General features: G+C 60.7%; 19 protein-coding genes. 13 read left to right on the top strand and 6 right to left on the bottom strand.

Going from position 1 to position 22,955, the window contains the following annotated elements; all coding sequences use genetic code 11:
• Positions 1–16: 16 nt before the first annotated feature.
• The 4 genes from sutA to glnK form a co-directional block, all read right to left on the bottom strand.
• Entirely contained in the window at positions 17–340 is a 324-nt protein-coding gene (sutA, locus tag D882_RS0128630; RefSeq protein WP_008050867.1) for a transcriptional regulator SutA, read from the bottom strand.
• Between the two features lie 103 nt (positions 341–443).
• A complete protein-coding gene (locus D882_RS0128625) occupies positions 444–869 on the bottom strand; it encodes a secondary thiamine-phosphate synthase enzyme YjbQ (protein WP_008030499.1) in 426 nt (141 codons plus the stop codon).
• 213 nt (positions 870–1,082) lie between these two features.
• On the bottom strand, positions 1,083–2,420 hold the full coding sequence (locus D882_RS0128620; protein ID WP_027926392.1) for an ammonium transporter: 1,338 nt from the start codon (positions 2,418–2,420) through the stop codon (positions 1,083–1,085).
• A 37-nt stretch (positions 2,421–2,457) separates the two neighbouring features.
• Positions 2,458–2,796, bottom strand: a complete 339-nt coding sequence (gene glnK, locus D882_RS0128615) for a P-II family nitrogen regulator (protein WP_002555808.1) — start codon at positions 2,794–2,796, stop codon at positions 2,458–2,460.
• A 420-nt stretch (positions 2,797–3,216) separates the two neighbouring features.
• Here glnK and D882_RS0128610 point away from each other — a divergent pair, with 420 nt between their 5' ends.
• Together D882_RS0128610 and D882_RS0128605 are read left to right on the top strand one after the other, a co-directional pair.
• On the top strand, positions 3,217–3,477 hold the full coding sequence (locus tag D882_RS0128610) for an accessory factor UbiK family protein (RefSeq protein WP_027926391.1): 261 nt from the start codon (positions 3,217–3,219) through the stop codon (positions 3,475–3,477).
• Positions 3,478–3,890: 413 nt separating this feature from the next.
• Positions 3,891–4,418 (top strand): Bro-N domain-containing protein, encoded by a 528-nt coding sequence (locus D882_RS0128605; RefSeq protein ID WP_027926390.1) that lies wholly within the window; start codon positions 3,891–3,893, stop codon positions 4,416–4,418.
• Here D882_RS0128605 and D882_RS0128600 read toward each other — a convergent pair.
• Positions 4,415–4,693, bottom strand: a complete 279-nt coding sequence (locus tag D882_RS0128600; protein ID WP_032833699.1) for a HigA family addiction module antitoxin — start codon at positions 4,691–4,693, stop codon at positions 4,415–4,417. The two genes, D882_RS0128605 and D882_RS0128600, sit on opposite strands and share 4 nt — an antisense overlap.
• Before the next feature lie 286 nt (positions 4,694–4,979).
• Here D882_RS0128600 and D882_RS0128595 point away from each other — a divergent pair, with 286 nt between their 5' ends.
• The gene (locus D882_RS0128595; protein ID WP_027926388.1) at positions 4,980–6,473 is read left to right on the top strand and encodes a YifB family Mg chelatase-like AAA ATPase; all 1,494 of its coding nucleotides are present in this window, start codon (positions 4,980–4,982) and stop codon (positions 6,471–6,473) included.
• Positions 6,474–6,479: 6 nt separating this feature from the next.
• On the opposite strand, the gene D882_RS0128590 is transcribed toward D882_RS0128595, so the two are convergent.
• Positions 6,480–7,694, bottom strand: coding sequence for an aldose 1-epimerase family protein (locus tag D882_RS0128590; RefSeq protein WP_027926387.1), 1,215 nt, complete (start codon positions 7,692–7,694; stop codon positions 6,480–6,482).
• Between the two features lie 267 nt (positions 7,695–7,961).
• Between D882_RS0128590 and D882_RS0128585 the strand changes: the two genes are divergently transcribed.
• The 10 genes from D882_RS0128585 to D882_RS0128540 are packed head-to-tail and all read left to right on the top strand — an operon-like array spanning position 7,962 to position 22,916.
• Complete coding sequence (locus D882_RS0128585) at positions 7,962–9,347, top strand: SrfA family protein (protein WP_027926386.1); 1,386 nt, start codon at positions 7,962–7,964, stop codon at positions 9,345–9,347.
• Between the two features lie 17 nt (positions 9,348–9,364).
• On the top strand, positions 9,365–12,430 hold the full coding sequence (locus D882_RS0128580) for a virulence factor SrfB (RefSeq protein ID WP_027926385.1): 3,066 nt from the start codon (positions 9,365–9,367) through the stop codon (positions 12,428–12,430).
• Entirely contained in the window at positions 12,427–15,138 is a 2,712-nt protein-coding gene (locus D882_RS0128575; protein WP_027926384.1) for a putative virulence factor, read from the top strand. The genes D882_RS0128580 and D882_RS0128575 overlap by 4 nt, the downstream gene beginning before the upstream one ends.
• A gap of 3 nt (positions 15,139–15,141) precedes the next feature.
• Positions 15,142–16,179 carry a hypothetical protein gene (locus D882_RS0128570; protein ID WP_027926383.1) on the top strand — a complete coding sequence of 346 codons (1,038 nt, stop codon included), beginning with the start codon at positions 15,142–15,144 and terminating at the stop codon, positions 16,177–16,179.
• Positions 16,179–18,170, top strand: coding sequence for a vWA domain-containing protein (locus D882_RS0128565; protein WP_027926382.1), 1,992 nt, complete (start codon positions 16,179–16,181; stop codon positions 18,168–18,170). Before D882_RS0128570 ends, D882_RS0128565 begins: the two co-directional genes overlap by 1 nt.
• Before the next feature lie 10 nt (positions 18,171–18,180).
• On the top strand, positions 18,181–18,882 hold the full coding sequence (locus D882_RS0128560; RefSeq protein WP_027926381.1) for an ABC transporter ATP-binding protein: 702 nt from the start codon (positions 18,181–18,183) through the stop codon (positions 18,880–18,882).
• Positions 18,866–20,089 (top strand): ABC transporter permease, encoded by a 1,224-nt coding sequence (locus D882_RS0128555; protein WP_027926380.1) that lies wholly within the window; start codon positions 18,866–18,868, stop codon positions 20,087–20,089. The genes D882_RS0128560 and D882_RS0128555 overlap by 17 nt, the downstream gene beginning before the upstream one ends.
• Positions 20,079–21,623 (top strand): SUMF1/EgtB/PvdO family nonheme iron enzyme, encoded by a 1,545-nt coding sequence (locus D882_RS0128550; protein ID WP_027926379.1) that lies wholly within the window; start codon positions 20,079–20,081, stop codon positions 21,621–21,623. The genes D882_RS0128555 and D882_RS0128550 overlap by 11 nt, the downstream gene beginning before the upstream one ends.
• A 47-nt stretch (positions 21,624–21,670) precedes the next feature.
• Entirely contained in the window at positions 21,671–22,405 is a 735-nt protein-coding gene (locus D882_RS0128545) for a hypothetical protein (protein WP_027926378.1), read from the top strand.
• Between the two features lie 4 nt (positions 22,406–22,409).
• On the top strand, positions 22,410–22,916 hold the full coding sequence (locus D882_RS0128540; protein ID WP_027926377.1) for a hypothetical protein: 507 nt from the start codon (positions 22,410–22,412) through the stop codon (positions 22,914–22,916).
• The last annotated feature ends 39 nt before the right edge of the window (positions 22,917–22,955 follow it).

Raw genomic sequence — 22,955 nt, 5'->3', positions numbered from 1 at the left:
AAGCAAGGGCAGACGCTTAGATAGGCCGGCTGCCGTACTTGTTATCAGGCTTCTTGGGAGGATCGGCGACCACGTTGGCCTCCACTTCCTGCACCTTGCCGCCCTTGGCCAAAAACTCTTCCATGGCCCGCGCGAGAGCATCGCGTTCCTTGTTCTTGGCTTCGACACTCGGCAGCTCATCGACCGATACCGCTGCCTTGGCTTTGCCTTTGGCGGTCGGAACGGGCGCGTCGCCACCGTCGTCTTCAGCGACGTCTTCGGCCGCTGCTTCCAGACCTTCTTCGGTTTCGTCGTCGTCGCCTACTTCGAGGTCGTCGTTTTCCAGATCATCGTCGCTCATGTTCTACCTCATGACTCTTGCGAAAAGCAGATTAGTTATAGCCCAGCTTTACCGTCTGTCGACAGTTGCCGGAAAAATTCAATAACCGCTGGTGACCAGCGGTTCATGCCTCTTCACCGTGCACGGTGGCGAGGACTTTACGGGCACCGCCAAAATCACGGTGCTCGCCCAGATAAACACCTTGCCAGGTCCCCAGCGCCAGTCGGCCTGCCGAGATCGGCAAACTGAGCTGACAGCCAAGCACGCTGGCCTTGAAGTGCGCCGGGAGGTCGTCCAGGCCTTCGTCGTTATGCTCATAGCCGTCTGTTCCTTGTGGGATCAGACGATTGAAAAATCGTTCGAAGTCGCGACGTACCGCCGGATCGGCGTTCTCGTTGATGGTCAACGACGCCGAGGTATGCTGTAGCCACAAATGCAACAGACCGACCCGACACGCCTTGAGTTCAGGCAAGCCGGCGAGTAACTCGTCCGTTACCAGATGAAAGCCCCGGGGCCGTGCCCGCAGGGTAATCAGAGTCTGTTGCCACATACAGTTCTCCGCACGTTCGGGGCGCATTCTAGCGCGCTCTGGGAAAAAACAAAGGCCCTAATATTCCTTCAATCATGTAAGCCATTGCCTGCAGAAAAACGCCCGTCGCAAACGCCCCTGAACGTGTACGAAAAAACCTTTCAGCAGGTCCTTCACTGACAAACGCCAGACAAAAAAATGCCCGGCAAGCCGGGCAAGTTTTTTATGCGCGTCTTACAAGTTGTAGCCGCGTTCGTTATGGAGTGCCAGGTCGATGCCGACAGCCTCTTCTTCTTCCGTGATACGCAGGCCCATGACAGCGTCCAGGACCTTGAGAATGATGAAGGTGACGATCGCGGTGTAGATCACCGTGAAGCCCACGCCTTTGCACTGGATCCAGACTTGTGCGGCGATGTCGGTGACGGTGCCGAAGCCACCCAGCGACGGTGCAGCGAACACACCGGTCAGGATCGCGCCGAGGATACCGCCGATACCGTGCACACCGAAGGCGTCCAGGGAATCGTCATAACCGAGTTTGCGTTTCAGGGTGGTGGCGCAGAAGAAGCACACCACGCCCGCTGCCAGGCCGATCACCAGCGCGCCCATCGGGCCCACCGTGCCAGCGGCTGGCGTAATGGCGACCAGACCGGCGACCACACCCGAAGCAATACCCAGTGCACTCGGTTTGCCGTGAGTCATCCACTCGGCGAACATCCAGCCCAGTGCGGCCGCGGCGGTTGCGATCTGCGTTACCAGCATCGCCATGCCGGCGGTACCGTTGGCCGCCGCAGCGGAACCGGCGTTGAAGCCGAACCAGCCGACCCACAACATCGCGGCGCCCATCAGGGTGTAACCGAGGTTGTGCGGGGCCATCGGAGTGGTCGGGAAGCCTTTGCGCTTGCCCAGTACCAGGCAGGCAATCAGACCGGCCACACCGGCGTTGATGTGCACCACGGTGCCGCCGGCGAAGTCGAGTACGCCCCAGTCCCACAACAGGCCGCCGTTACCGGACCAGACCATGTGCGCAATCGGTGCGTAAACCAGGGTGAACCACACGCCCATGAAGATCAGCATGGCGGAGAACTTCATCCGCTCGGCGAAGGCACCGACGATCAGCGCAGGAGTGATGATGGCGAAGGTCATCTGGAAGGTAACGAACACCGCCTCAGGGAACAGCGCCGCAGGACCCGTCAGGCTGGCTGGCGTGATGCCGGCGAGGAAGGCCTTGTTCAGGCTACCGAAGAACGAGTTGAAATTGATGACGCCCTGTTCCATGCCGGTGGTGTCGAACGCGATGCTGTAGCCATAAATGACCCACAGGACGCTGATCAGGCCGGTAATGGCGAAGCACTGCATCATCACGGAAAGAATGTTTTTGGACCGAACCATGCCGCCGTAGAACAGCGCGAGGCCGGGAATGGTCATGAACAGCACGAGGGCTGTCGAGGTCATCATCCAGGCGGTGTCGCCAGAGTTGAGGACTGGGGCCGCCACTTCGTCTGCCGCCAAGGCCAGGCCGGGCATTACGAGGGACAACAGGGCTCCTAGCCCTGCGAATTTACGCAGAGTCATATTGTTTTCTCCTGGGGCGTTGGGTTTGTGGCGGCGTTTAAATCGCGTCGGTATCGGTTTCGCCGGTACGGATGCGAATCGCCTGTTCCAGATTGACCACGAAGATCTTGCCGTCACCGATCTTGCCGGTGTTGGCTGCCTTGGTTATCGCCTCGATAACCCGGTCCAGATCCTTGTCGTCAATGGCGACATCGATCTTCACCTTGGGCAGAAAATCGACCACGTATTCCGCGCCGCGATATAGCTCGGTGTGACCCTTCTGCCGACCGAAGCCTTTGACTTCAGTAACGGTAATGCCCTGCACGCCGATCTCGGACAGCGACTCGCGCACGTCGTCCAGTTTGAACGGCTTGATGATGGCAGTGACTAGCTTCATGAAAACTCTCTCCCGAATTGGTGGACTTGCCCCAGGAAAACAAACCCGACTCAAGTCTAAGCGCAGTGCCTGGCTTTGTAACGCATCGTCGGCCTTGAATGCCCGTCCGACCCCAGCTAACCACCCCGTACGAAACACTTCCCCCGTTTCGCCTGGCGCACTGCATTCGTCACAGCGACTGCATCAGTGCATGGGTTGATAGTCACTAAGCAGAAAGCTTGCCATCTCGCCAAAACCCACTGAATTCAATCCCTTGGCCAATACCACGAGCCGGCGCCCTCCATTACCCGCGAACTAACGCACAACAACAGTGCGCTGCCGTCCGTCCGCATGCGCGAAAAGCGTGCGTCGACGACCCGCCGAAATTGACTATAGACACTGCGTGATACACTGCCCGCCATTGTTGACAGGACATTTGCCATGCTCGCACCCAAAGACTTCCTCGACGCCCTGACCGGCACCGCCTCACGCCTCTTCAGCGGCGAAACCCCATTGCCGAAAAGCGAAATCGAAAGCCAGTTCAAGGCTTTGTTGCAGAGTGGCTTCAGCAAGCTGGATCTGGTGAGCCGGGAAGAGTTCGATAGCCAGATGGTCGTGCTCGCACGCACCCGGGCACGGCTGGAGAGTCTTGAAGCCAAGGTGGCGGAGCTGGAAGCGAAGCTGAATCCACCTGCCGTGTAACACTGCAAATCCCTGTGGGAGCGGGCTCGCCCGCGAATAGCGTCACCTCGGTCTACCAGCCCTCCCACACTGGATAGACCGCCCCCTGTAGGAGCTGCCGTAGGCTGCGATCTTTTGATCTTCCGCCCCGCCACAATCTCGGCAACGTCCTACAAAGATCACCACCGCCGTCCGATAGCGCCGCGAAGCCCAGGTTCCTAAGCTCATCCCCAGCTGAATATTCAGCACTGGGTTTGGCGACCTGGAAGCTTAAGGTGCACGACGACCATCTCTCGAGTCATGGCGGCTGTGCGTGGGAGACCTTCGGGTCTGCCGGGTTCCTTTTGCTCCGGTTCGCCAACCCGCGTACAGCTGCCACCCCAATCGTTTGGCGACGATTGCCGGCAGCCCCATTAGCAAAAGGAGCTGTATCAATGAATAGCGATGACGCTTATCTGTCCCCACACATCTTCATCCGCCACAAACTCTATCTCCACGCCCTGCTGTTGGAAAACCAAGCCTGGTTTAGCGCCCGTGATCTAGGCCGTCTCTTGCGCCTCTTCCTCGACGAACACGCCGTCCGCAAACTCGATCCTGATCAACATCAATCTGCGCGAGTTCTCATCCACGGCACCCTCGAAAACACCCTGCTAATCAGCGAATCTGGCGTCTACGCCCTGCTCGTCTACCACTATTGCCCCGAATACCGAGGCCTGCGCGAATGGCTGACCCACGACGTAGTGCCAGCTCTCAGAGACGCGCAACACCCCACCGCAACCGAACGCCCGATCCTGAGCCTGCTGAACTGGCCCGAGATGTCGTTGAGTTTGCTGCACTGGAATAACCAGCCGTGGATTCGGTTGCAGGATGTTCCGCAGATGTTGCCGGGCCATGAACGGCCGCAGCGCTCGATCAATGCATCGTGGTGGAAGCGTGCTTCGCGGATGTTGCAATCGCTTTAAGTATTTGAAGCCCTACCACGTTCGATTTCGGCTTCCCGCAAATCGTAAGTCGCTTGCAGGTTCAGCCAGAACTCGGGCGTGGTGTTCAGGCAATGAGATACCTTGCCCGCTAGATCGGCACTGACACAACGCTGGTACATGACGATTTCGTTTACCGTTTCCAAACATTCGTCCAACGAATGGGCGAACGCTGATTCTGAAATGCCTAACGGCTCAAGAAACTCCTCTTTGAGGATTTCACCGGGATGAATCGGCCGCATTCCATTACTGTTCATTTTTCCTCTCCGAAGGCAGCGATCAATTGACGATCATAAGCAGCCCTGCCAGCCAGACAAGATCGCTCACACCCTTTCGCCGCCGTCCTTCATCAATCCAGGCAACGTCCTACAACAACCTCATCCCGCGACTGATTACGTCGTAAATCCCCACTCCCTTACGCTTCCCCCATCAGAAAGACACTCGCAACATCCTGCGAAGATTTGGCACCTGCGCCATCACGCGCCCCCGACTACCCTTCAAAAAACCGCAGGAAGCGGTTCCCGTAAAGCTCAAGGAACGACCATGTCCCTCTCCATCGTTCACAGTCGCGCCCAGATTGGTGTCGATGCGCCCGCCGTTACCGTAGAAGTTCATCTGGCCAACGGTCTGCCGTCATTGACGATGGTTGGTTTACCCGAAGCGGCGGTAAAGGAAAGCAAGGATCGGGTACGCAGCGCGATCATCAACTCCGGTCTGCAATTCCCGGCGCGGCGCATCACGCTGAATCTCGCGCCTGCGGACTTACCAAAGGACGGCGGCCGATTCGATCTGGCGATTGCCTTGGGGATTCTGTCCGCCAGCGTGCAGGTGCCGACGGTGACGCTGGATGACATTGAATGCCTGGGAGAGCTGGCGTTGTCCGGCGCGGTACGTGCCGTGAGAGGCGTGTTGCCGGCTGCACTGGCTGCACGCAAGGCCGGACGCTCGTTGATGGTGCCACGGGCGAACGCCGAGGAAGCGTGCCTGGCCTCGGGGTTAAAGGTGTTTGCCGTGGACCATCTGCTGGAAGCCGTTGCTCACTTCAACGGACATACGCCGGTCGAGCCCTACGTTTCCAATGGCTTGCTCTACGCCAGCAAACCCTATCCGGACTTGAATGAAGTGCAGGGGCAAATCTCGGCCAAGCGCGCATTGCTGATTGCGGCGGCCGGGGCTCATAACCTGCTCTTTAGCGGACCGCCGGGGACCGGGAAAACGTTGTTGGCGAGTCGGTTACCGGGGCTGCTTCCCCCGTTAGCCGAAAACGAGGCGCTGGAAGTCGCAGCCATTCAATCCGTCACCAGTTGCGTGCCCTTGAGCCACTGGCCGCAAAGACCATTCCGCCAGCCCCATCACTCCGCCTCGGGCCCGGCATTGGTTGGCGGTGGTTCGAAGCCGCAACCCGGCGAGATCACCCTCGCCCATCATGGCGTGCTGTTCCTCGACGAACTTCCGGAATTCGATCGCAAGGTGTTGGAGGTTTTAAGGGAACCGCTGGAGTCCGGGCACATCGTGATTTCCCGCGCCAAGGATCGCGTGAGGTTTCCGGCGCGCTTTCAACTGGTGGCCGCGATGAACCCGTGTCCCTGTGGATATCTTGGCGAACCCAGCGGCAAATGCAGTTGTACACCGGACATGGTCCAGCGTTATCGCAACAAATTGTCGGGGCCTCTGCTGGATCGGATCGACCTGCACCTGACTGTCGCCCGAGAAGCCACGGCTCTGAATCCTGCGCTCAAACCCGGTGACGACACCGCCACTGCTGCGGTACTGGTCGCCGACGCCCGGGAGCTTCAAAACAAACGCCAAGGCTGTGCCAACGCATTCCTTGATTTGCCAGGGCTGCGTCGACACTGCAAGTTATCCACAACCGACGAGGCGTGGCTGGAAACTGCTTGCGAGCGTTTGACCTTGTCACTCAGGTCAGCCCATCGACTGCTCAAAGTCGCACGCACTTTGGCAGACCTTGAACAGGTCGATGGCATCACCCGCGAACATCTGGCGGAGGCATTGCAGTATCGGCCAAGCACAAACTGACGAAAGTCATTCCTTGGTCAGATCAACCAATGGCACCTGCCGCACCTCAGTCTCCCGCCCACCCTGAATCTCGCTCACCCGCTTCAGCGCCTTATCCACAGCCCCTTTATCTGCCAACAGGCTGTAATGAATCTGAAACTGCTTCTGCTCTTTAACCCCAATCATCGGCACCAAACCAAGCGGCCGCTGGTACCGACGGTTGTAGGAAAAACTCGTCCCTGGCTCCAATCCGGTGACATACCCCTGCCCTTGCGTATCGGTGTTTTTCCACAGCGAAAACACTGGCAACTGCTGAGTATTAAACCCAACCGACACCCCAAGGCTCCCGGCCTTGTTATGCAGCACGGTCAGCGTATCGCCCTTGGCGTCGCCGTAGGGCACGACGTTGTAAACCGTCTCGTCGTAGTCCTTGGTCGGCGCACGGTAAGTCTGCCAATCCGGCAAATCCCCTTTGGCCTTGTCGTTGAATGGCGACACCTGTTTCACCGGTGCCACAAACCGCGCGCCCTGTTCCAGGAACGGCGTGCTGAAGTTGCTGTGGTACAGCGCCTGGTATTCCTTCGGATAATCCCCGTTGTTGGTCAGGGTGTCGTTGAGGGCAAACGTGACGCTACCGGGCTCTGTGACCAGTTCGGTCATCACCGAGAAGTCGACTTTCTTGAACGCCTGTTCTTTAAGCTCGCCACGCAGGCTGATGGCGTAAGGCGGTTTCTCATCGATGTGCAGGGTGACTTTGCTGGCCGGGATGTTGGCGGCGCGGCCATGGAGGGTCAGCAGTTCGCCGTTGTCCATGCCGGGATGGCCGACCCATTCGTAGCCGCAGCGGGCAACCAGTTCGTTGAAGCCTTCGAGCCAGCCCAGGCCGCCGCGGCCGTTGAGTTCGATGAAGGACGGATTGACCACATCCTTGACCGGCGAATCCCAGCCCATGCGCACAGTACCAACCGACGCCTGCAAGACGTTCATCCCGCGGGTCGGTACCACCGAGAGTTTCATCGTGCCGTTATCGATGTCGACGATGCTGACGCCCTCTTGCCGACCGCCGTGCAAGGTGCGAAGGGTCACGGAAAAAGGTCGGTCGGTTTTCAGTCCGAGTTGTTGGCTGGTGATCTGCCAATTCTGGGGAGCCTTGTCGCTGTCGAGCAATACGTAATCCCAGGCCAGGGCGTGAGAGGCAGCGGTGAGCGCGCCGAGTGCGACAGCGAATTTGAGCGGGGTCATGGGGAAAGCCTTTCTTGGAGTTGTGGGTTTTTTATAGCGCTGATGAATCGTTTCAGCAAGCTTAAAAAAGCACACCACCAAACCTTCCCACGTCAATTCAAATTGACCTCATGCAACCTCTGCGCACTTACGCTAGTCTCATACGGTTTTGGACCTCCGCTAATTGACGGCGACATCATTATGACATTAAGGTCGCCAGCTAATTGCAGGAGCAAGCGCAGACGCTTTTGTCTGTCATTTTTGCGCAACGGAACATAGGGAGTTTGAATGCGCGGGGCATTATTACGCAGCGGTAAGAGCGGGTCATTCATTGCCCTGGGTGAAACAGGTCAGCCGGTCTACCGGGCTGCCTTGCAATTGCGCGAAGCCATTCGCCGCAAAAATCCTGAGTTGGTCGATCATCTGGCCATCCCCCAAAGCGATGAGCTCGGTAACCAGATCGACTGGTACAGCGGCCTCGACGGTGATGTGATCCCGTGGAGCAGTGCGACCGAAGAAGAACGCGCCCCTGCCCGCCGCCAACTTGAAGCGCTGAAAACCGCGCTCGAGGAACTGAGCCAGCGTTTCCTGGTGACTGATTCCGGCGAACCGCAGCAAGGCGACAAAGCCGTGTTCGGCAAGCTGCTCAAGCGCGTCATTCATTTCCCCGATGAGAATTTCGTCTACCTGGTGCAAGGCAAACCGGTGCTGACCTTTTGGGGTTTCGAGCATGCCGGTAACGGCACTCGCGATCCCCTGCACTGCCTCTATCAGGTTCCGCCCGCGTTCACGCTGCCACCTGAGGTCGAACCCGCGCCTGTTGTTGCGCCCGTCGTACCGGTGGTTGCTCGTCCATGGTGGCGTCGCTGGTGGTGGCTGTTGCTGCTGCCGCTCCTGCTGCTGCTTTTGTGGTTGCTGCTCGGCCTGCGCGGTTGCGTGCCGATTCCGTCGGTGGCGGTAGATCTGTTGCCTGAGGGCATCGTGCCGGTGGAAAAACAACTGGAAGAGCCGCAAGTGACTGGCAATGTCACGACGCTGAATGGCGTTCCGGTGAATGGCACTGTCGTGGGCTCCACCACAGGAACTGGCACCGCCGTGACCGGCACTCATGGAGTAGAAGCGCCCGCGGTCGAAGGTAGCGAGGCTGACACAGCGCCCGCCGGCGTGACCCAAGACCCCGCCAAAGACCCGGCAGCAGACCCGGCCGCCGAATCGCCAACCACACCACCCGAAAACAAAACCGCGCCGCCGGATATCACATCCCCCGAGGGCGAAAAACCCGCCGCTGCCGCAAAACCCGGCCCTCCCCTGAGCATTCCGCCAGACGCCGCTGACGGTGCCGCCAAGTTCCTCGACGGTCAGTACCGTGCCGGGGCGGGTATTCAGGATCGCCGGACCGGCAAACCGCTGCGTCTGGAGTACCAGCTCAAGGACGGCAAGGGCGAAGTCACCGTGCATCAGGCCGACGGCACCAAGTGCAGCGGGCCAGTGAGCGCTACCATGAAGGGAGGCAGCCTGGCCATCGACAGCCAGGGTCAGGCCGTGTGCGCTGACGGCAGCACGTACGACATGCCCAAGGTCAACTGCCGCAAAGGGGCGACCACGGTCGCGGACTGCACCGGCGGTTACGGAAAAGATCAATTCCCCATGTCCATGCGGCACGTGGCCGAATAAAAACGGAATAACCCGACATGTTGCCTGAAGTCACCCAATTCGAAGACACCGTCACGCTGGTCAGCGACACCGGCATCCAGTTCATGGATTTCGCCCTGCGCCTGGATCCCCGCAAGGAACCGGCGGGCGAATTCGCGCCGATGATCAGCGGGTTGATCTGCCGCCTGGCGTACAACGAAGAGAAAGACTTCTTTTTCTACGAGCCCGAACCGGAAAAGATCGAGAAAGCCAAGCCTGCGTTCAGCGTCGACATGAAAAGCAGCCTCGAATTGCTCGACGGTGTCTGGCTGCCGACTCCGTTTTTCCGTTTCATGCCGCCTCATCGCTTCGATGAAGGTCCGACCAACTGGTCGCGCATGCGCCTGGTGAAACTGGCGACACCCGACATTGACGGCAACACCCACCGTCTGACGATGGCGTTCGACAGCCGCGTCATGCCCAAGCGTGACGGCACCGCTTACCTGGCGCCAAATGAAGAGGACATCAGCTCCGGTGTGTCCTTCAAACTGGCAACCAAGGCCAGCGAAACCCGCTGGTTCCTGGCGCAGCCGTGGGTCAACGAGTGGCTGCTGGAAGTCTTCAACGAAGGCAATGCCCACCGTTCGCGCGCGGAGCTGGACACCGATATCCGCGCCAACTATCACCTGGCGCACTACCTCAATTTGCTCAGCCTGTTGGGCGCACCGTCCGCCGCCCAGCAATCGACGGCCCGTGCGAAAGTTGAAATCCCCGAGCTGAAAGTGGTCGCCAACGACAGCAATGGCCTGGTCAAACCGATTCCGGTGGACCTGGTGCTGGACGTCGGCAACTCGCGCACCTGCGGCATCCTGATCGAGAACCACGGTCAGGCCGGCTCCGGGCTGAAGCAGAACTACGTGCTGGAACTGCGCGACCTGATCACCCCGGAACACACCTACAACCTACCGTTCGAAAGCCGCGTGGAATTCGCTCAGGCGTACTTCGGCAAGGACCACTGCTCGGTCAAGAGCGGCCGGCACGATGCGTTCCAGTGGGCGACGATTGCCCGCGTCGGCAATGAGGCCAGCCGTCTGGCCAGCCGTCGTCGCGGCACCGAAGGCTCTACCGGCCTGTCCAGCCCGAAACGCTACCTGTGGGACGAAAATGCCTACGGCCACGGCTGGCGTTTCAACTGCTCGTACATCAAGACCGACAGCGAGCCGTACGCCACCGCCGCGCCGTTCTCGCACTTGATCAACGAAACCGGCGAGGCGCTGTACAGCCTTGAAGAAGATGATCGTCTGCCAGTGTTCATGCCGCGTTATTCGCGCAGCTCGCTGATGACCTTCATGCTCGCCGAAGTGCTGGCCCAGGCGCTGTCGCAAATCAACAGCCCGGCCCAGCGCTCGCGCCAGGGTCACACCCGCGTGCCGCGCCAGCTCAACAGCATCACCCTGACCGTGCCGCCGGGCATGCCCCAGGCCGAGCGCAGCATCCTCAACGAACGCATGCTGCAAGCCATCGGCCTGGTGTGGAAAAGCCTCGGCTGGCATGCCGGCGAGGAAGACCCGCATCTGGATCAGGCTGTCAGCCCGCGCACGCCGATCCCGAGCATTCGCGTGGAATGGGACGAAGCCTCCTGCGGACAGTTGGTGTACCTGTACACCGAGGTCAACGAAAACTTCGCCGGTCACCCGGAAGAGTTTTTCGACACCATCGCCCGGCCCGACAAAACCGACCGCGAACGCATCACCCTGGCGACCATCGACATCGGCGGCGGCACCACCGACCTGGTGATCACCGACTACCGCCTCGACCGCGCCGGCAACACCGGCAGCGGCAGCAACGTGCACATCGTGCCCGAGCAGCGTTTTCGCGATGGCTTCAAAGTGGCCGGTGACGACATCCTGCTGGACGTGATTCAAGACTTCATTCTGCCGAGCTTCGAAAAAGCCTTGCAGAACGCGGGCGTGAAAGCCCCGGATTCACTGATGTCGCGTCTGTGTGGCGACGAGTCGGTCAGCGCTCAGGACATGATCCTGCGCCAGCAATTGAACCTGCAGGTGTTCGTCCCACTGGGCCTGGCGCTGCTCAAGGCGTACGAGCACTACGATCCGCAGGTCCCTCAAGAAGTCACCCCGCAAAGCTATCGCCAATTGCTCGGTGACAACGCGATCAGCCAGACCGTGCTCGACTACGTCAACGCCGCCGTGCGCCGCGATGTCGGGGGCCAGAGCGGTTTCGACCTGTACGAATCGCTGATCGGCTTCGACCTGCAAAAGCTCCACGCCGCGTTTCTCAACGATCAGATCAACATCACCAAGATCCTCGGCGCACTCTGTGAAGTGGTCGCGCACTATCCGTGCGATGTTCTGCTGCTGACTGGCCGCCCTTCGCGTCTGCCCGGCATCCAGGCGTTCATTCGCAAGGTGCTGCCGCTGCCACCCGGGCGCATTCTGGCGCTGCAAAACTATCGCACCGGCGGCTGGTACCCGTTCCACAAGAACGGCCGCATTGACGACCCGAAAAGCACCGCTTCGGTGGGCGCGATGTTGTGCCTGTTGTGCGCCAACCACAGCGTGCCGAACTTCTACTTCCGCTCTTCGGCGCTCAAACCGTATTCGACGGTCAAGCACATCGGCGTCATCGACCTGAACAACGTGATCAAGGATGCCGACGTGCTGTACCGCGACATCCAGTCCGAAGACTACAAAATCAAGCTGCCGGAAATCGGCACAGGCGAAGCCGCCGACACGCCACAACTGGAAATGCGCGGCGATCTGCGCCTCGGTTTCCGCCAACTGGCCGCTGACCGCTGGGCCGCCTCGCCGCTGTACACCTTGCGGTTCACCAAGGCCGGTCGGGAGAAGTTTTCCCGGGCGATCGGTGAAAACGGCAGTGCGCCGTTGCTCAAGGTACGGTTCGAGGTCAAGCCAGCGGACAAGTACACCCGCAAGCAGGATCTGGTCAGCGACCGCCTCTCGGTTCGCAACATCGAATCCAACTGTAACAACGTCAACTTCAACCCGCGCAGCGACCTCGAGCTGGAACTCAACACCATGCTCGACGCCGGCCTGAGCGAGACCAAGTACTGGCTCGACAGTGGAAGTGTGAAACGCAAATGAATGACCTGACCCCCGATCAAACTCAGCTCTCTGCCAGTTGGGCCGCTGTTTATGAAGGCGCCGGTCAGGCGCTGGACTGGATTGCCCAGACGCGCGGCAACGCGCCGCGCCTGGACAGCGAAGCCGATAACCTGAACATCCGCCTGCACCGTGCCCGCAACCTGGCTCACAGCCTCGGCCGCGTGGCCTGCACGCCGATGACCATTGGCTTTTTCGGCTTGTCCCAGGCCGGCAAGTCCTACCTGATTTCGGCTCTCGCGGCAGGTCAGAATGGCAAACTGGAAACCGATTTCGGTGGCCAGCGCCTGGACTTCATCAAGCACATCAACCCGGTCGGTGGCGGCAAGGAAGCCACCGGTCTGGTGACACGCTTCAGCCGTCGGGCGACGGAAAGCCAGGACAATGACTTTCCGGTACAGCTCACGCTGTTCAAGGAAATCGAGCTGGCGAAGATTCTCGCCAACTCCTGGTTCAAGGATTTCGACCTTGAGCGCATTTCCTACGAGATCGACGAAGAGCGCATCCAGCGCGTGCTCAAACCGTTCGAAGGCCGCGAAACCGGGCCGCTGCAAACGGGCGTCAACGCCGACGATCTGGTGTCGCTGTGGGATTACCTGCGCGACAACTTCCGCAACTCGGTGAAAAAACTTGAGCACCTGTACTGGCCCAAAGCGTTGCAGTTGGCGCCACGCCTGAATTTCCAGGAACGGGCCGAGCTGTTTTCGATTCTGTGGGGTGAGCAAAGCGAGCTGACGCGGGTGTACCAGCAACTGGCCGGTGCGCTGCACGCGCTGGGCCTGCCCGAAACCGTGTTCGCACCGCTGAAAGCGTTGGTGAGTTTCGAAAACGACACCTACAGCCAGCGCGACAGCATCATGAACGTCGACATCCTCGAACGCTTCGGGAGCCCACGGGACTTGCCGATCGAGGTTCGCCCCCTGATTGGCGGTCGCCTGCAAAACAGTCAGGGCATCCCGGTCGCGCAACTGGCGGCACTGACGGCCGAAATGACCTTCCGCCTGATCGAAGCGCCGCTGGATGACATCGTCAATCAAGTCGACCTGCTGGATTTCCCCGGTTATCGCGGGCGCAAGAAACTGCACGAGATCGCCGACTCCAACGATCCGCAATCCGCCACCAAGGACAACTCCGTTTCGCAGCTGATCCTGCGGGGCAAGGTCGCCTACCTGTTCGAGCGCTACACCGACAACCAGGAAATGAACGCGCTAGTGGTCTGCACCGGTTCGACCAAGCAGAGCGACGTCAACGACGTGGGCCCGGTGCTGACCCGCTGGATCGAAAAAACCCAGGGCGCCGACTCCGCCGCTCGCAGCAAACGCGACACCGGTCTGATCTGGGCGCTGACCATGCTCGACCTGCGCATCACCAACTCCCTGAGCCTGACGCCAGATCAGTACGACGAGAGCTGGAACGGCATGGTCAAGCTGACCATGCTGGAGCGCTTCGGCAGCCTGAGCTGGATGAGCGACTGGGCCGGCACGCCGTTCCAGAACACCTTCCTGGTGCGCAAACCGCGCATGGACGCGGCGTTCATCGAGCAAGACGCGAGCGGTGCGGAAACCGGCCTCAATGCCATCTATCAGGAGCGTGTTGACGCACTGGGCAGCAGCTTCGCCAGCAACGCCCTGGTGTGCAAACACATCAAAAATCCGGTCAATGCCTGGGCGGAAATGCTGCGCAACGATGACGGTGGTATCAGTCACTTCAGCAGCAGCTTCACCGGCGTGGCCAACATCGAATTCAAATTGCAGCGCATCCGCGAACAATTGAGCGAATGCCTCGAAGGCCTGACCACTCACGGCTTGAGCACCTGGTACCACGCCGATGGCGATGGTGCCGCCGCCGCGAAGAAAGCCCAGGCGCAGATGATTCTGACTGGTCTGGGTCGGCGCCCGGCCGTGCTCGGCGAGCTGATCGATCAACTCGACATGCCGAGCGAAGAAGTGCGCGACCTGTACCTCAGCGGCGTGTATGAAACCGATGACGAGCCAGCCGCGAACGACGAGCCGGCCGCCCCGACGCCGAGCCAGAGCCTGTACGGCAACGACGCCGGTTTCGATTTCGATTTCGGTGACGACACGAGCCTTGACGCACCGGTCAGCAGCAAAAACGGTACCCCCGCGCCCGAGCTGCAAAGCAACGAGCACCGATTCGCCAAAGCGGCGTTCAAGGCCTGGATCGCGCACCTGCGCGAGCTGACCACCCGCCAAAGCCTGCTCAATCTGCTCGGCCTGGAAAAGGCCTTGCTCGAAGCGGTGGTCGACGAACTGATCACCGCCGGCTATCGCCAGGACTTGCCGGGGCAACTGAGTCGCGCCGTCCTCAAGCGTGCACAAAGTGGCGCGCGACGCGATCAACTGGTCGAACGCCAGGTATTCGAAGTGCAACGTGTGCTGCGCGATTTCGTGTCCTGGTTCGGCTACCTGCAGAAGCCGGTGAGCGAGCGTCCGAACAGCCGCGCCGGGGCCAAGGCGCCGCTGTTCTCGTTCTACACCGACGTTGGCCCGGGACAAGTGCCCGTGCTGCCGGCACAACCGGCGAACCAGGCGCAGCGCTACCTCGGCGACTGGCTCTCGGGCCTGGCCTACATCACGCAGGACAATGCCGGCCATGGTGCCGGACGTGAAATCACCCCTGAACAGAACGAACGGCTGGGCAAAGTGCTCACAGCCTTCGCAGCGAGATAAGTAATGCCAATTCGTGTCGACCTGCTCGCGTTAGAGCCCAATGTGCCTGGCAAGGCCCGCCTGACTGTGAAGAAATGGCAGGGTGGCGAGGAACAGCTGGAGTTTTCCATTCAGCGTAACCAGGACGGTTTTTACCTCCAGGACCACAAGGCCTGGAGCAACAATCCATTCTGGTTCAAGGTCTCGCGCTTCAACGTCACGGACAGCGGCGATGGCCTGGAAGCGCAGGTCGGCCCGGACGTGGTCGACCCGCTGCTGGAAGGTGGCGCCAACTCGCAATTCCAGATCGAACTGCGCGAGCAGAGCCACGGCCACACCGACAAAGGCGTGGTTCGTCCAGGCGTTGGCGTGTTGCCGTCCACGGCCGGCGGCCAGACGCGCTCGACGTATGGCGGCGCCGAACTGACGGCGCCGAGTGCACCGGCACCAGCACCGGAAATCCTGGAAATCCCGGAGCTGCCGGAACTGGTCCTGTCCACCGCCGAGCCCGAAGTGGAGCTGGAGTCAGTGCCCCACGAGCCCGACTACGCACCACCTCCCCCGCCGGTGAAGAAAAGCAACAAAGGCCTGATCGGCCTGTTGGTTGTCGTGCTGTTGCTGCTGGCCGCGGGTGGCGGATTCTGGTTCTACAAACGCACCCCGGCGCCTGCCCCGGTGGCCGCCAACCCTGCCGCCGCACCGGCCGGCGCTGATGCTCAAGCCTGTACCGTGGAGAGCATGAACAGCCTGCCTGAATTGACCTTCGTCCAGACCTGCATCAAGGCGGCGCCCGACAGTGCCAAGTTGCTGGAGATCATCAACCAGGCCAAGGCCGGCAAACACTGCGGTGTCGCCCAACGGCTGTACGCCAACCGTGCCCAGGCCGGTGACGCGCTGATCGCCAACGCTTATGCCCGTGAATACGACCCTAAATACCTGAAGGCCAGCGAGTGTTTCCCGACCGCGGACAACGCCACCGCCGCCTACTGGTATGAAACGATCCTGACCCAGGACCCGAACAACGCCGAAGCCAAGCAGCGTTTCGAGGAGTTGCAGAAGTGATGCGCTCTCCCCTGAGTCGATTCCTGTTGAGCGGCGCCGCCCTGTTGGCGCTGTGCATCAGCCCGCTGTCCCAGGCCGATGACAAACCACTGATCCAGGCCGGTAAAAAGACCCTGTTCCAGCGCGTGCTGACCACACCCGGCTGCAAGATCAGCCCGACGGCAGGCGGTGCCGCCGGTGACGAACAGCCGGTGTTCAGCCGCTTTTACGTGTACGAGCGCGCCCAAGCGAACAACGCCGAGTGGCTGAAAGTCGGCCCCGACAGTTATGGCAAAACCATTGGCTGGTTGCCGGCCGGCTGCACCACCGACTGGAAGATGCAGCTGACACTGGCCTTCACCAACCCGGCCAATCGCGACCGGCTGCTGTTTTTCAAGGACCGCGCCACCGTCGAAGCCATCCTCGATGCGCCGGACCCGGTGAGCAAAGTTGCACCGCTGCGGGCCAAGCTGAAAAAGGGTCAGCAGGCGCCAGGCGTGCTGGCGGAAGAGCCTGAATTCTTCGTCGACCTGCAAAAGCAGTTCTACCTGCTGCCGGTGCTCAGCGGCGAAGAAGTGATGACCGAAAGCGGTTTCCGCACGCGCCTGCTGAACGTCGCGTCGGTCAGCAAACCGGATGACAAGAACGCCAAGCCCGGTGCTGCCAACAGCGCTGCCGGCGGCAAGGAAGCCGAGGACAAAAACACCAACCAACTGAAGGAGTTCAGTGCGGCCGTGGTGTTTGTCATCGACTCGACGATTTCGATGGACCCGTACATCGACCGCACCCGCGAGGCGATCCGCAAGGTTTATCAGCAGATCGAAGCGCAGAACCTCGGCAAGCAGGTCAAGTTCGGCATGGTCGCTTTCCGCTCCAACACCCAGGCGGTACCGGGGCTGGAATACACCACCAAGATGTACGCCGACCCGACCAAGGTGAAAGACAGCGCCGACTTTTTTGCCAAGATCGCCGACCTCAAACAGGCCACCGTGTCGAGCAGTAGCTTCGACGAAGACTCGTTTGCCGGTGTCATGGAGAGTATCGACAAGGTCGACTGGAGCCAGTTCGGCGCGCGCTATGTGGTGCTGATCACCGATGCCGGCGCCATCGAAGGCGACGACAAGCTGTCGAAGACCGGGTTGAGCGCTGCACAGGTGCGTATCGAGGCCGCCAACCCCGGCGTGGCGATTTACACCCTGCACTTGAAAACCCCGGCCGGGGCCAAGGACCACGCCAAGGCTGAGGCGCAATACAAGAACCTGTCGACTTACCCGGGCACCAACACCTCGTTGTACTACCCGGTGGACGCGGGCGATGTGCATGAGTTCGGGCGCAAGGTCGACGCACTGGCCGCCGCGATCACCACCCAGGTGAAAGCCGCCTACATGGGTGAAGACGCCATCGGCAGTGCGGCGAACGCCAAGCAGGACCCGGCCGAGAAGAAAATGCTCGAGGACGCGGCGCTGATCGGCCACGCCATGCAACTGGCCTATCTCGGCGAGAAGACCAACAGCAAGGCCCCGCCGGTGTTCAAGGCGTGGATCACCGACCGCGACCTGATCAAGCAGAACATCCCGACGACCGATGTGCGGGTACTGCTGACGAAGTCGCAGCTCAGCGACTTGAGCGACGTGATGAAGCAGATCCTCGATGCCGCCAACGAAGGTTTGATTTCGCCAACGGAAATGTTCGATCGCCTGCGTTCCGTGGCGGCGACCATGGGCGCCGATCCCAATCAGCTCAAGCAGAACAGCAACGCCAAACTGGCGGACATGGGCGTGCTCGGCGAGTACCTCGAAGACCTGCCCTACCAGAGCGAAGTGCTGAACCTGGATGAAGAGACCTGGAAGAGCTGGGACGGTCTGGCGCAAGAGAAATTCATCCGCACGCTGAACACCAAACTGCGGCATTACCAGCGTTACAACGCTGACGTCGACCGCTGGGTTGCTTTAGCCAAAGACAGCGATGCGCGGGACAACGTTTACCCCGTGCCACTGGAAATGATGCCTTAACGAGACGCTGATGCTCGATATCAAGAACCTGCTGGTGCGCCGTGGTGAGGGCGCGCTGGCTCATCATGTACGCCTGCCGCATTTGCAGATCGGTGCCGGGGAAATCCTCGCCATCACCGGCGAGAGCGGTAGCGGCAAAAGCACCTTGCTCGAAGCCATCGGCCTGTTGCTCGCGCCGGTGGAGCTCGAGCGCTTTCGGTTGGGCCCGACGCACGCTCAGGATATCGCCCACCTGCTGGCGACCGACGACCAGCCGGCGCTCGCAGCGGTGCGTTCACGGCACTTGGGCTTCATTTTGCAGAGCGGCGGCTTGCTGCCGTTCCTGAGCGTGCGCGACAACATCAGCCTGCCGCGCCGTTTGCTCGGGATGTCGGCGAACAGCGAACACATCGACCACGCCGTCGACGTGTTGCGCCTGCAAGGGTTGCTGGATAAACAACCGCAGGCCTTGTCGATCGGCGAGCGCCAGCGCGTGGCCTGCGTTCGGGCGATTGCCCATGAACCGCTGCTGCTGTTGGCCGACGAACCGACCGCCGCGCTCGATCCGCACAGCGCCCGGCGTTTGTTCGAGTTGCTGCTGAGCCTGGTGTCGAGCATGGGGTTAAGTGCGCTCGTGGTGTCCCATGACTGGGCCTTGCTGAAGGATTTCGGCTTGCCGCGACTCGGCGCTATCAGCCATCAGGGAGAAACACTGTTTGAACCGATGGATTGATCGCTTGCGCCTGCTGGGCTCACTGGCGCTGCAAGACCTCTGGCACGACCGCAAGGTCTCGCTGTGCATCGCCGCGTCCCTGGTGGCGGTGATAGCGCCGCTGTTGCTGCTGTTCGGGCTCAAGCACGGGGTGGTCAGCCAGTTGCAGGACGAACTGCTGCGTGACCCGCGCAACCTTGAAGTGAAGATGCTCAGCAACGGCAACTACGACACGGCCTGGATCGAGCGTTTGCGCCTGCGCCCCGAAACCGGTTTTGCCCTCGGCCAGACCCGCTCGCTCAATACCCAGGCAGACCTGCTGATCGGCATGCAACGGTTTGTCGAAGGTGCGGAAATCATCGCCACGGAACCTGGCGATCCACAGCTGAACCTGCCGTCGCTTACCCCCGTCGGCAATCAAGTGATCCTCAGCGCCAGCGCCGCGCAACGTTTGCAGGCCAAGGTTGGCGACAGCGTGCAACTGCGGGCGTTGCGGCGCCTGGAAGGGGTCAATGAACGCGGCGAGATGACGCTGACCGTGCTGGCGGTGCTCGACGGCGCCCGGTTCGGGCGTGCGGCCGGGTTTGTCGCCCCGCCGCTGCTGCTGGACCTGGAGCACTTTCGCGACGGTTATCAGGTCAGTGCGTTCGGCGTCGCCACCGGCAAGCCGCTGGGCAATCTGCAACCGCTGTACGCCCGCGCCCGCGTGTATGCACGCAACATCGATCAGGTCGCACCGCTGGAGCACTGGCTCAACGAACAACACATCGAAACGTCGAGCCGGCTGGCCGACATCGACAACGTCAAAGCCATCAACCATGTGCTGGGACTGATCTTCGGCGTGATTGCCGTGGCGGCGCTGATCGGTTGCGTGGCGTCGATGGTCGGCGCGTTCCTGGCCAACATCGACCGCAAGCGTAAAAGCCTGGCGGTCCTGCGCCTGCTGGGATTCAAGCGTCGGGCCGTCGGTGGTTTTGTGGTCTTGCAAGCGCTGATACTGAGCCTGGCCGGTTACATCGGCGGGCTGGGGTTTTATGCTGTCGGCAGCCATTTGTTCGACTACTTGCTGGGCAGCAGCCAGGCCACCGGCACCTTCGTTTGCCACATCACCGTCTGGCATGGCGTTGCCGCCCTGCTCCTGACCTTTCTGGTCGCCGCATTGGTGGCCGTGGTCGGCGCCCTGCGAGCCATCAACATCCAACCTGCGGAGAGTCTGCGTGAGCTATAAACGTTTTGGCTTGCTGTTGCCCCTGAGCCTCGGCTATTTGCTCGACGCCTCGGCGGCGGGCTGGGAAGAGAAGTATTACAACCCGATGCCGGACGCCGCAGACGTGGTGCTGCCGATGCCCTGCGAAGGCTCGATGGTGTTTCGCAAGGTGTTCATCCCGGTGGCCGGGCCGCTCGACGACTATCCGATCAACATCGGTCAGGACGGCGCGGAATACGGCTACGTCGAGCAGACCCGGCCGACGTTCATCGCCGGTAGCTTCACGGGCGGCAAGAACGACAAATCCCGCTATTACCTGATGGCCAAGTACGAGATGAGTCAGCTGCAATACGCCGCGCTGACCGAAGCCACCTGCCCCACCGCTGCCACCAAACTGCGCGTGCCGCAAACGGCCGTGAGCTGGGTGCAAGCCATCGAAGCCGCCGACAAGTACAACCTGTGGCTGCGCAAAAACGCGGCCGACAAGTTGCCCAAGGAAGACGGCGCGCAGGGCTTCCTGCGCTTGCCGACTGAAGTCGAGTGGGAGTTCGCCGCACGCGGAGGGCTGGAAGTCAGCGCCGCTGAATTCCGCGATACGCATTACCCGATGCCGGACGGCATCAATGCCTACGAGTGGTTCGCCGGGGCGCAATCCTCCAACGGCAAAGTGCAGTTGTCCGGTCTGCAAAAGCCCAATCCGCTGGGCCTGCATGACATGCTCGGCAACGTCGACGAAATGATGTTCGAGCCGTTTCGCCTGAACAAGCTCGACCGCCAGCACGGTCAGGCCGGCGGCTATGTGGTGCGCGGCGGCAACTACCTGACCGCTCAGGCCGACCTGCGCACGGCATTGCGCAAGGAAGCGCCGTATTACAACGCCGACGGCCAGGTGAAGAACAAAACCACGGGCCTGCGCCTGGTCATGGTCTCACCGACCCTGACCTCTCGCGAACGGGTCGCCAGCATCGAATCCAGCTGGAAGAAACTCGGCACCGGCAGCAAGGAAACCGAATCCGCCGATAAAGGCACGGTGCAATCCCTGAACAGCCTCGCTTCGGGCGTCGAAGACAAAGCGCTCAAGGAAAAACTCCAGGCCCTGGAGAACCAGTTGCGCGCCAGCAACCAGCAGCAGGAAGAAACCCGCGACCAGGCGATTCGCGCCAGCCTCAATCTGGGCGCATTCTTGTGCACCAAGATGCTCGACGACGGCCAGTACGTGGACTTCCTGCAAAAGAACTACAAGCTCAACTGCGAAAGCGCGGACAAGGACGCGAGCTGCGACATGCGTAAAACCAAGCTCGACGAGCAAAAGGATCGCCTGCACAAACTCAGCCGTTACTACGCCAGCAGCCTGGTGGAATCGGCAACCTTGTACGGCCAGCCACTGCTTGAAACTCAGGTGCCGGTGATGGAAGAAATCATCACCCGCAACAAACAGCTGCAAGACCTGAAACCTTACTTGCGCACCCACTGGGCCAATCAGAAAGCGTTCCTGCAAAAGCAGAAGATCGACACTGAAGCCTGGCTGAGCAGCTGCAAAGCCGTCACTCAATAACTCACCTCAATAAAAACGCGTCAACACCGTCACCTAGGAGTTTCACCATGTCGCGCAGCCTTTGGACTCGCTTCAAGCTACAGATCGCTTTCGTTGTTGCCGGCAGCCTGCTGCTGACCGGTTGCGCCAACACCGGTAGCTCCATGCTCGGCGAAAGCGGCGGGGCCGACCCGCGCCTGACCCAGGGCCAGGACGCAGAGTTCTTCAGCAAGTCCGGCTACCAGGCCTGTGCCATGGGCGCCGGTGTCGGCATCCTCGCGTGCGCACTGTCCAACAGCAACAACAAAGCGGTGTGTGCCGTCGCCGCCGGTATTACCGCGTGTGGTGTGGCCATGGGCGCGAACTACTATCTGGATCAGCGTCGCAGCGAATACGCCGACACCACCACCCGCCTGGCTAAAATGAACAGCGACGTCGAACAAGACACGCAGAACGTGATCGCCCGTACCGCGACCGCTCAGCAAGTGATCAATGACGATCAGGCGCAGATCGCCCAGATCAAAAAGGACATCGCCAACAAGAAAGTCGACAAGGCCAAGGCCCAGGTGCAAATCGCCGAGATTGATTCGAACATCGCGCGCCTGCGCAAAGACCTCGGCAACATGCGCACCAAAGTCACCGAGTACACCAAAGTGGCAGACGCCGAGCGTGCACAAGGCGCCACCGGTGCGGAGATCAAGCAGGTGGACATGAACATCATGAAACTGAACCAGAAAGTCGCCGCCCTGCAGAAGGAAGTCGACGGTCTGTACAGCCAACGCTCCGCGATCACCCTGGGCTAAGCACATGACGTTACGACAACTGGCGGTCCTCACCGCCGTCCTGGCCTTGAGCGGTTGCGCGACCAAGCCGGGCGAATGCGATGCGACCAATCGCGACAGCAGCATGCTGACCAAGATGAACTGCGACTACTCCGGTGGTTACAGCGATCAGGTCAAGCAGAAGGAACTGGCCCTGAGCGAGTCCCGTCAACAAAACGCGATGTTCCGTCAGGTGTACGAGAACATCCAGGCCCAGCAGCTCAGCACCAAGACCGACCTGGCCAGCCAGCAGAAAGCCCAGGCAACGCTGAATCAGTCGCTGGGGCAACTGCTGAGCTCGCTCAAGGCCCGGCATGCCAATGAAAGCTCGGTGCAGAAGCAGATTGCCGGCCTCGAGCAGCAGCTCAAGGCTTCGCAAGCGGCGCCCGTGACCAAATCAACGCCCGCAACCCTGGCGGCCAAGCAGGAAGAGCTGAAGGCGTTGCAGAAGAAGGTCAATCAACTGCAATTCAGCCTCGGCTACGAAGAGTAACTTTTCACCCCGCAGGCCTCCCGACGGAGGCCCGCACTT

The sequence above is a fragment of the Pseudomonas sp. URMO17WK12:I12 genome (genome assembly GCF_000514395.1).
GTDB lineage: Bacteria > Pseudomonadota > Gammaproteobacteria > Pseudomonadales > Pseudomonadaceae > Aquipseudomonas > Aquipseudomonas mucoides.
This window is presented reverse-complemented; position numbering and strand designations above follow the sequence as displayed.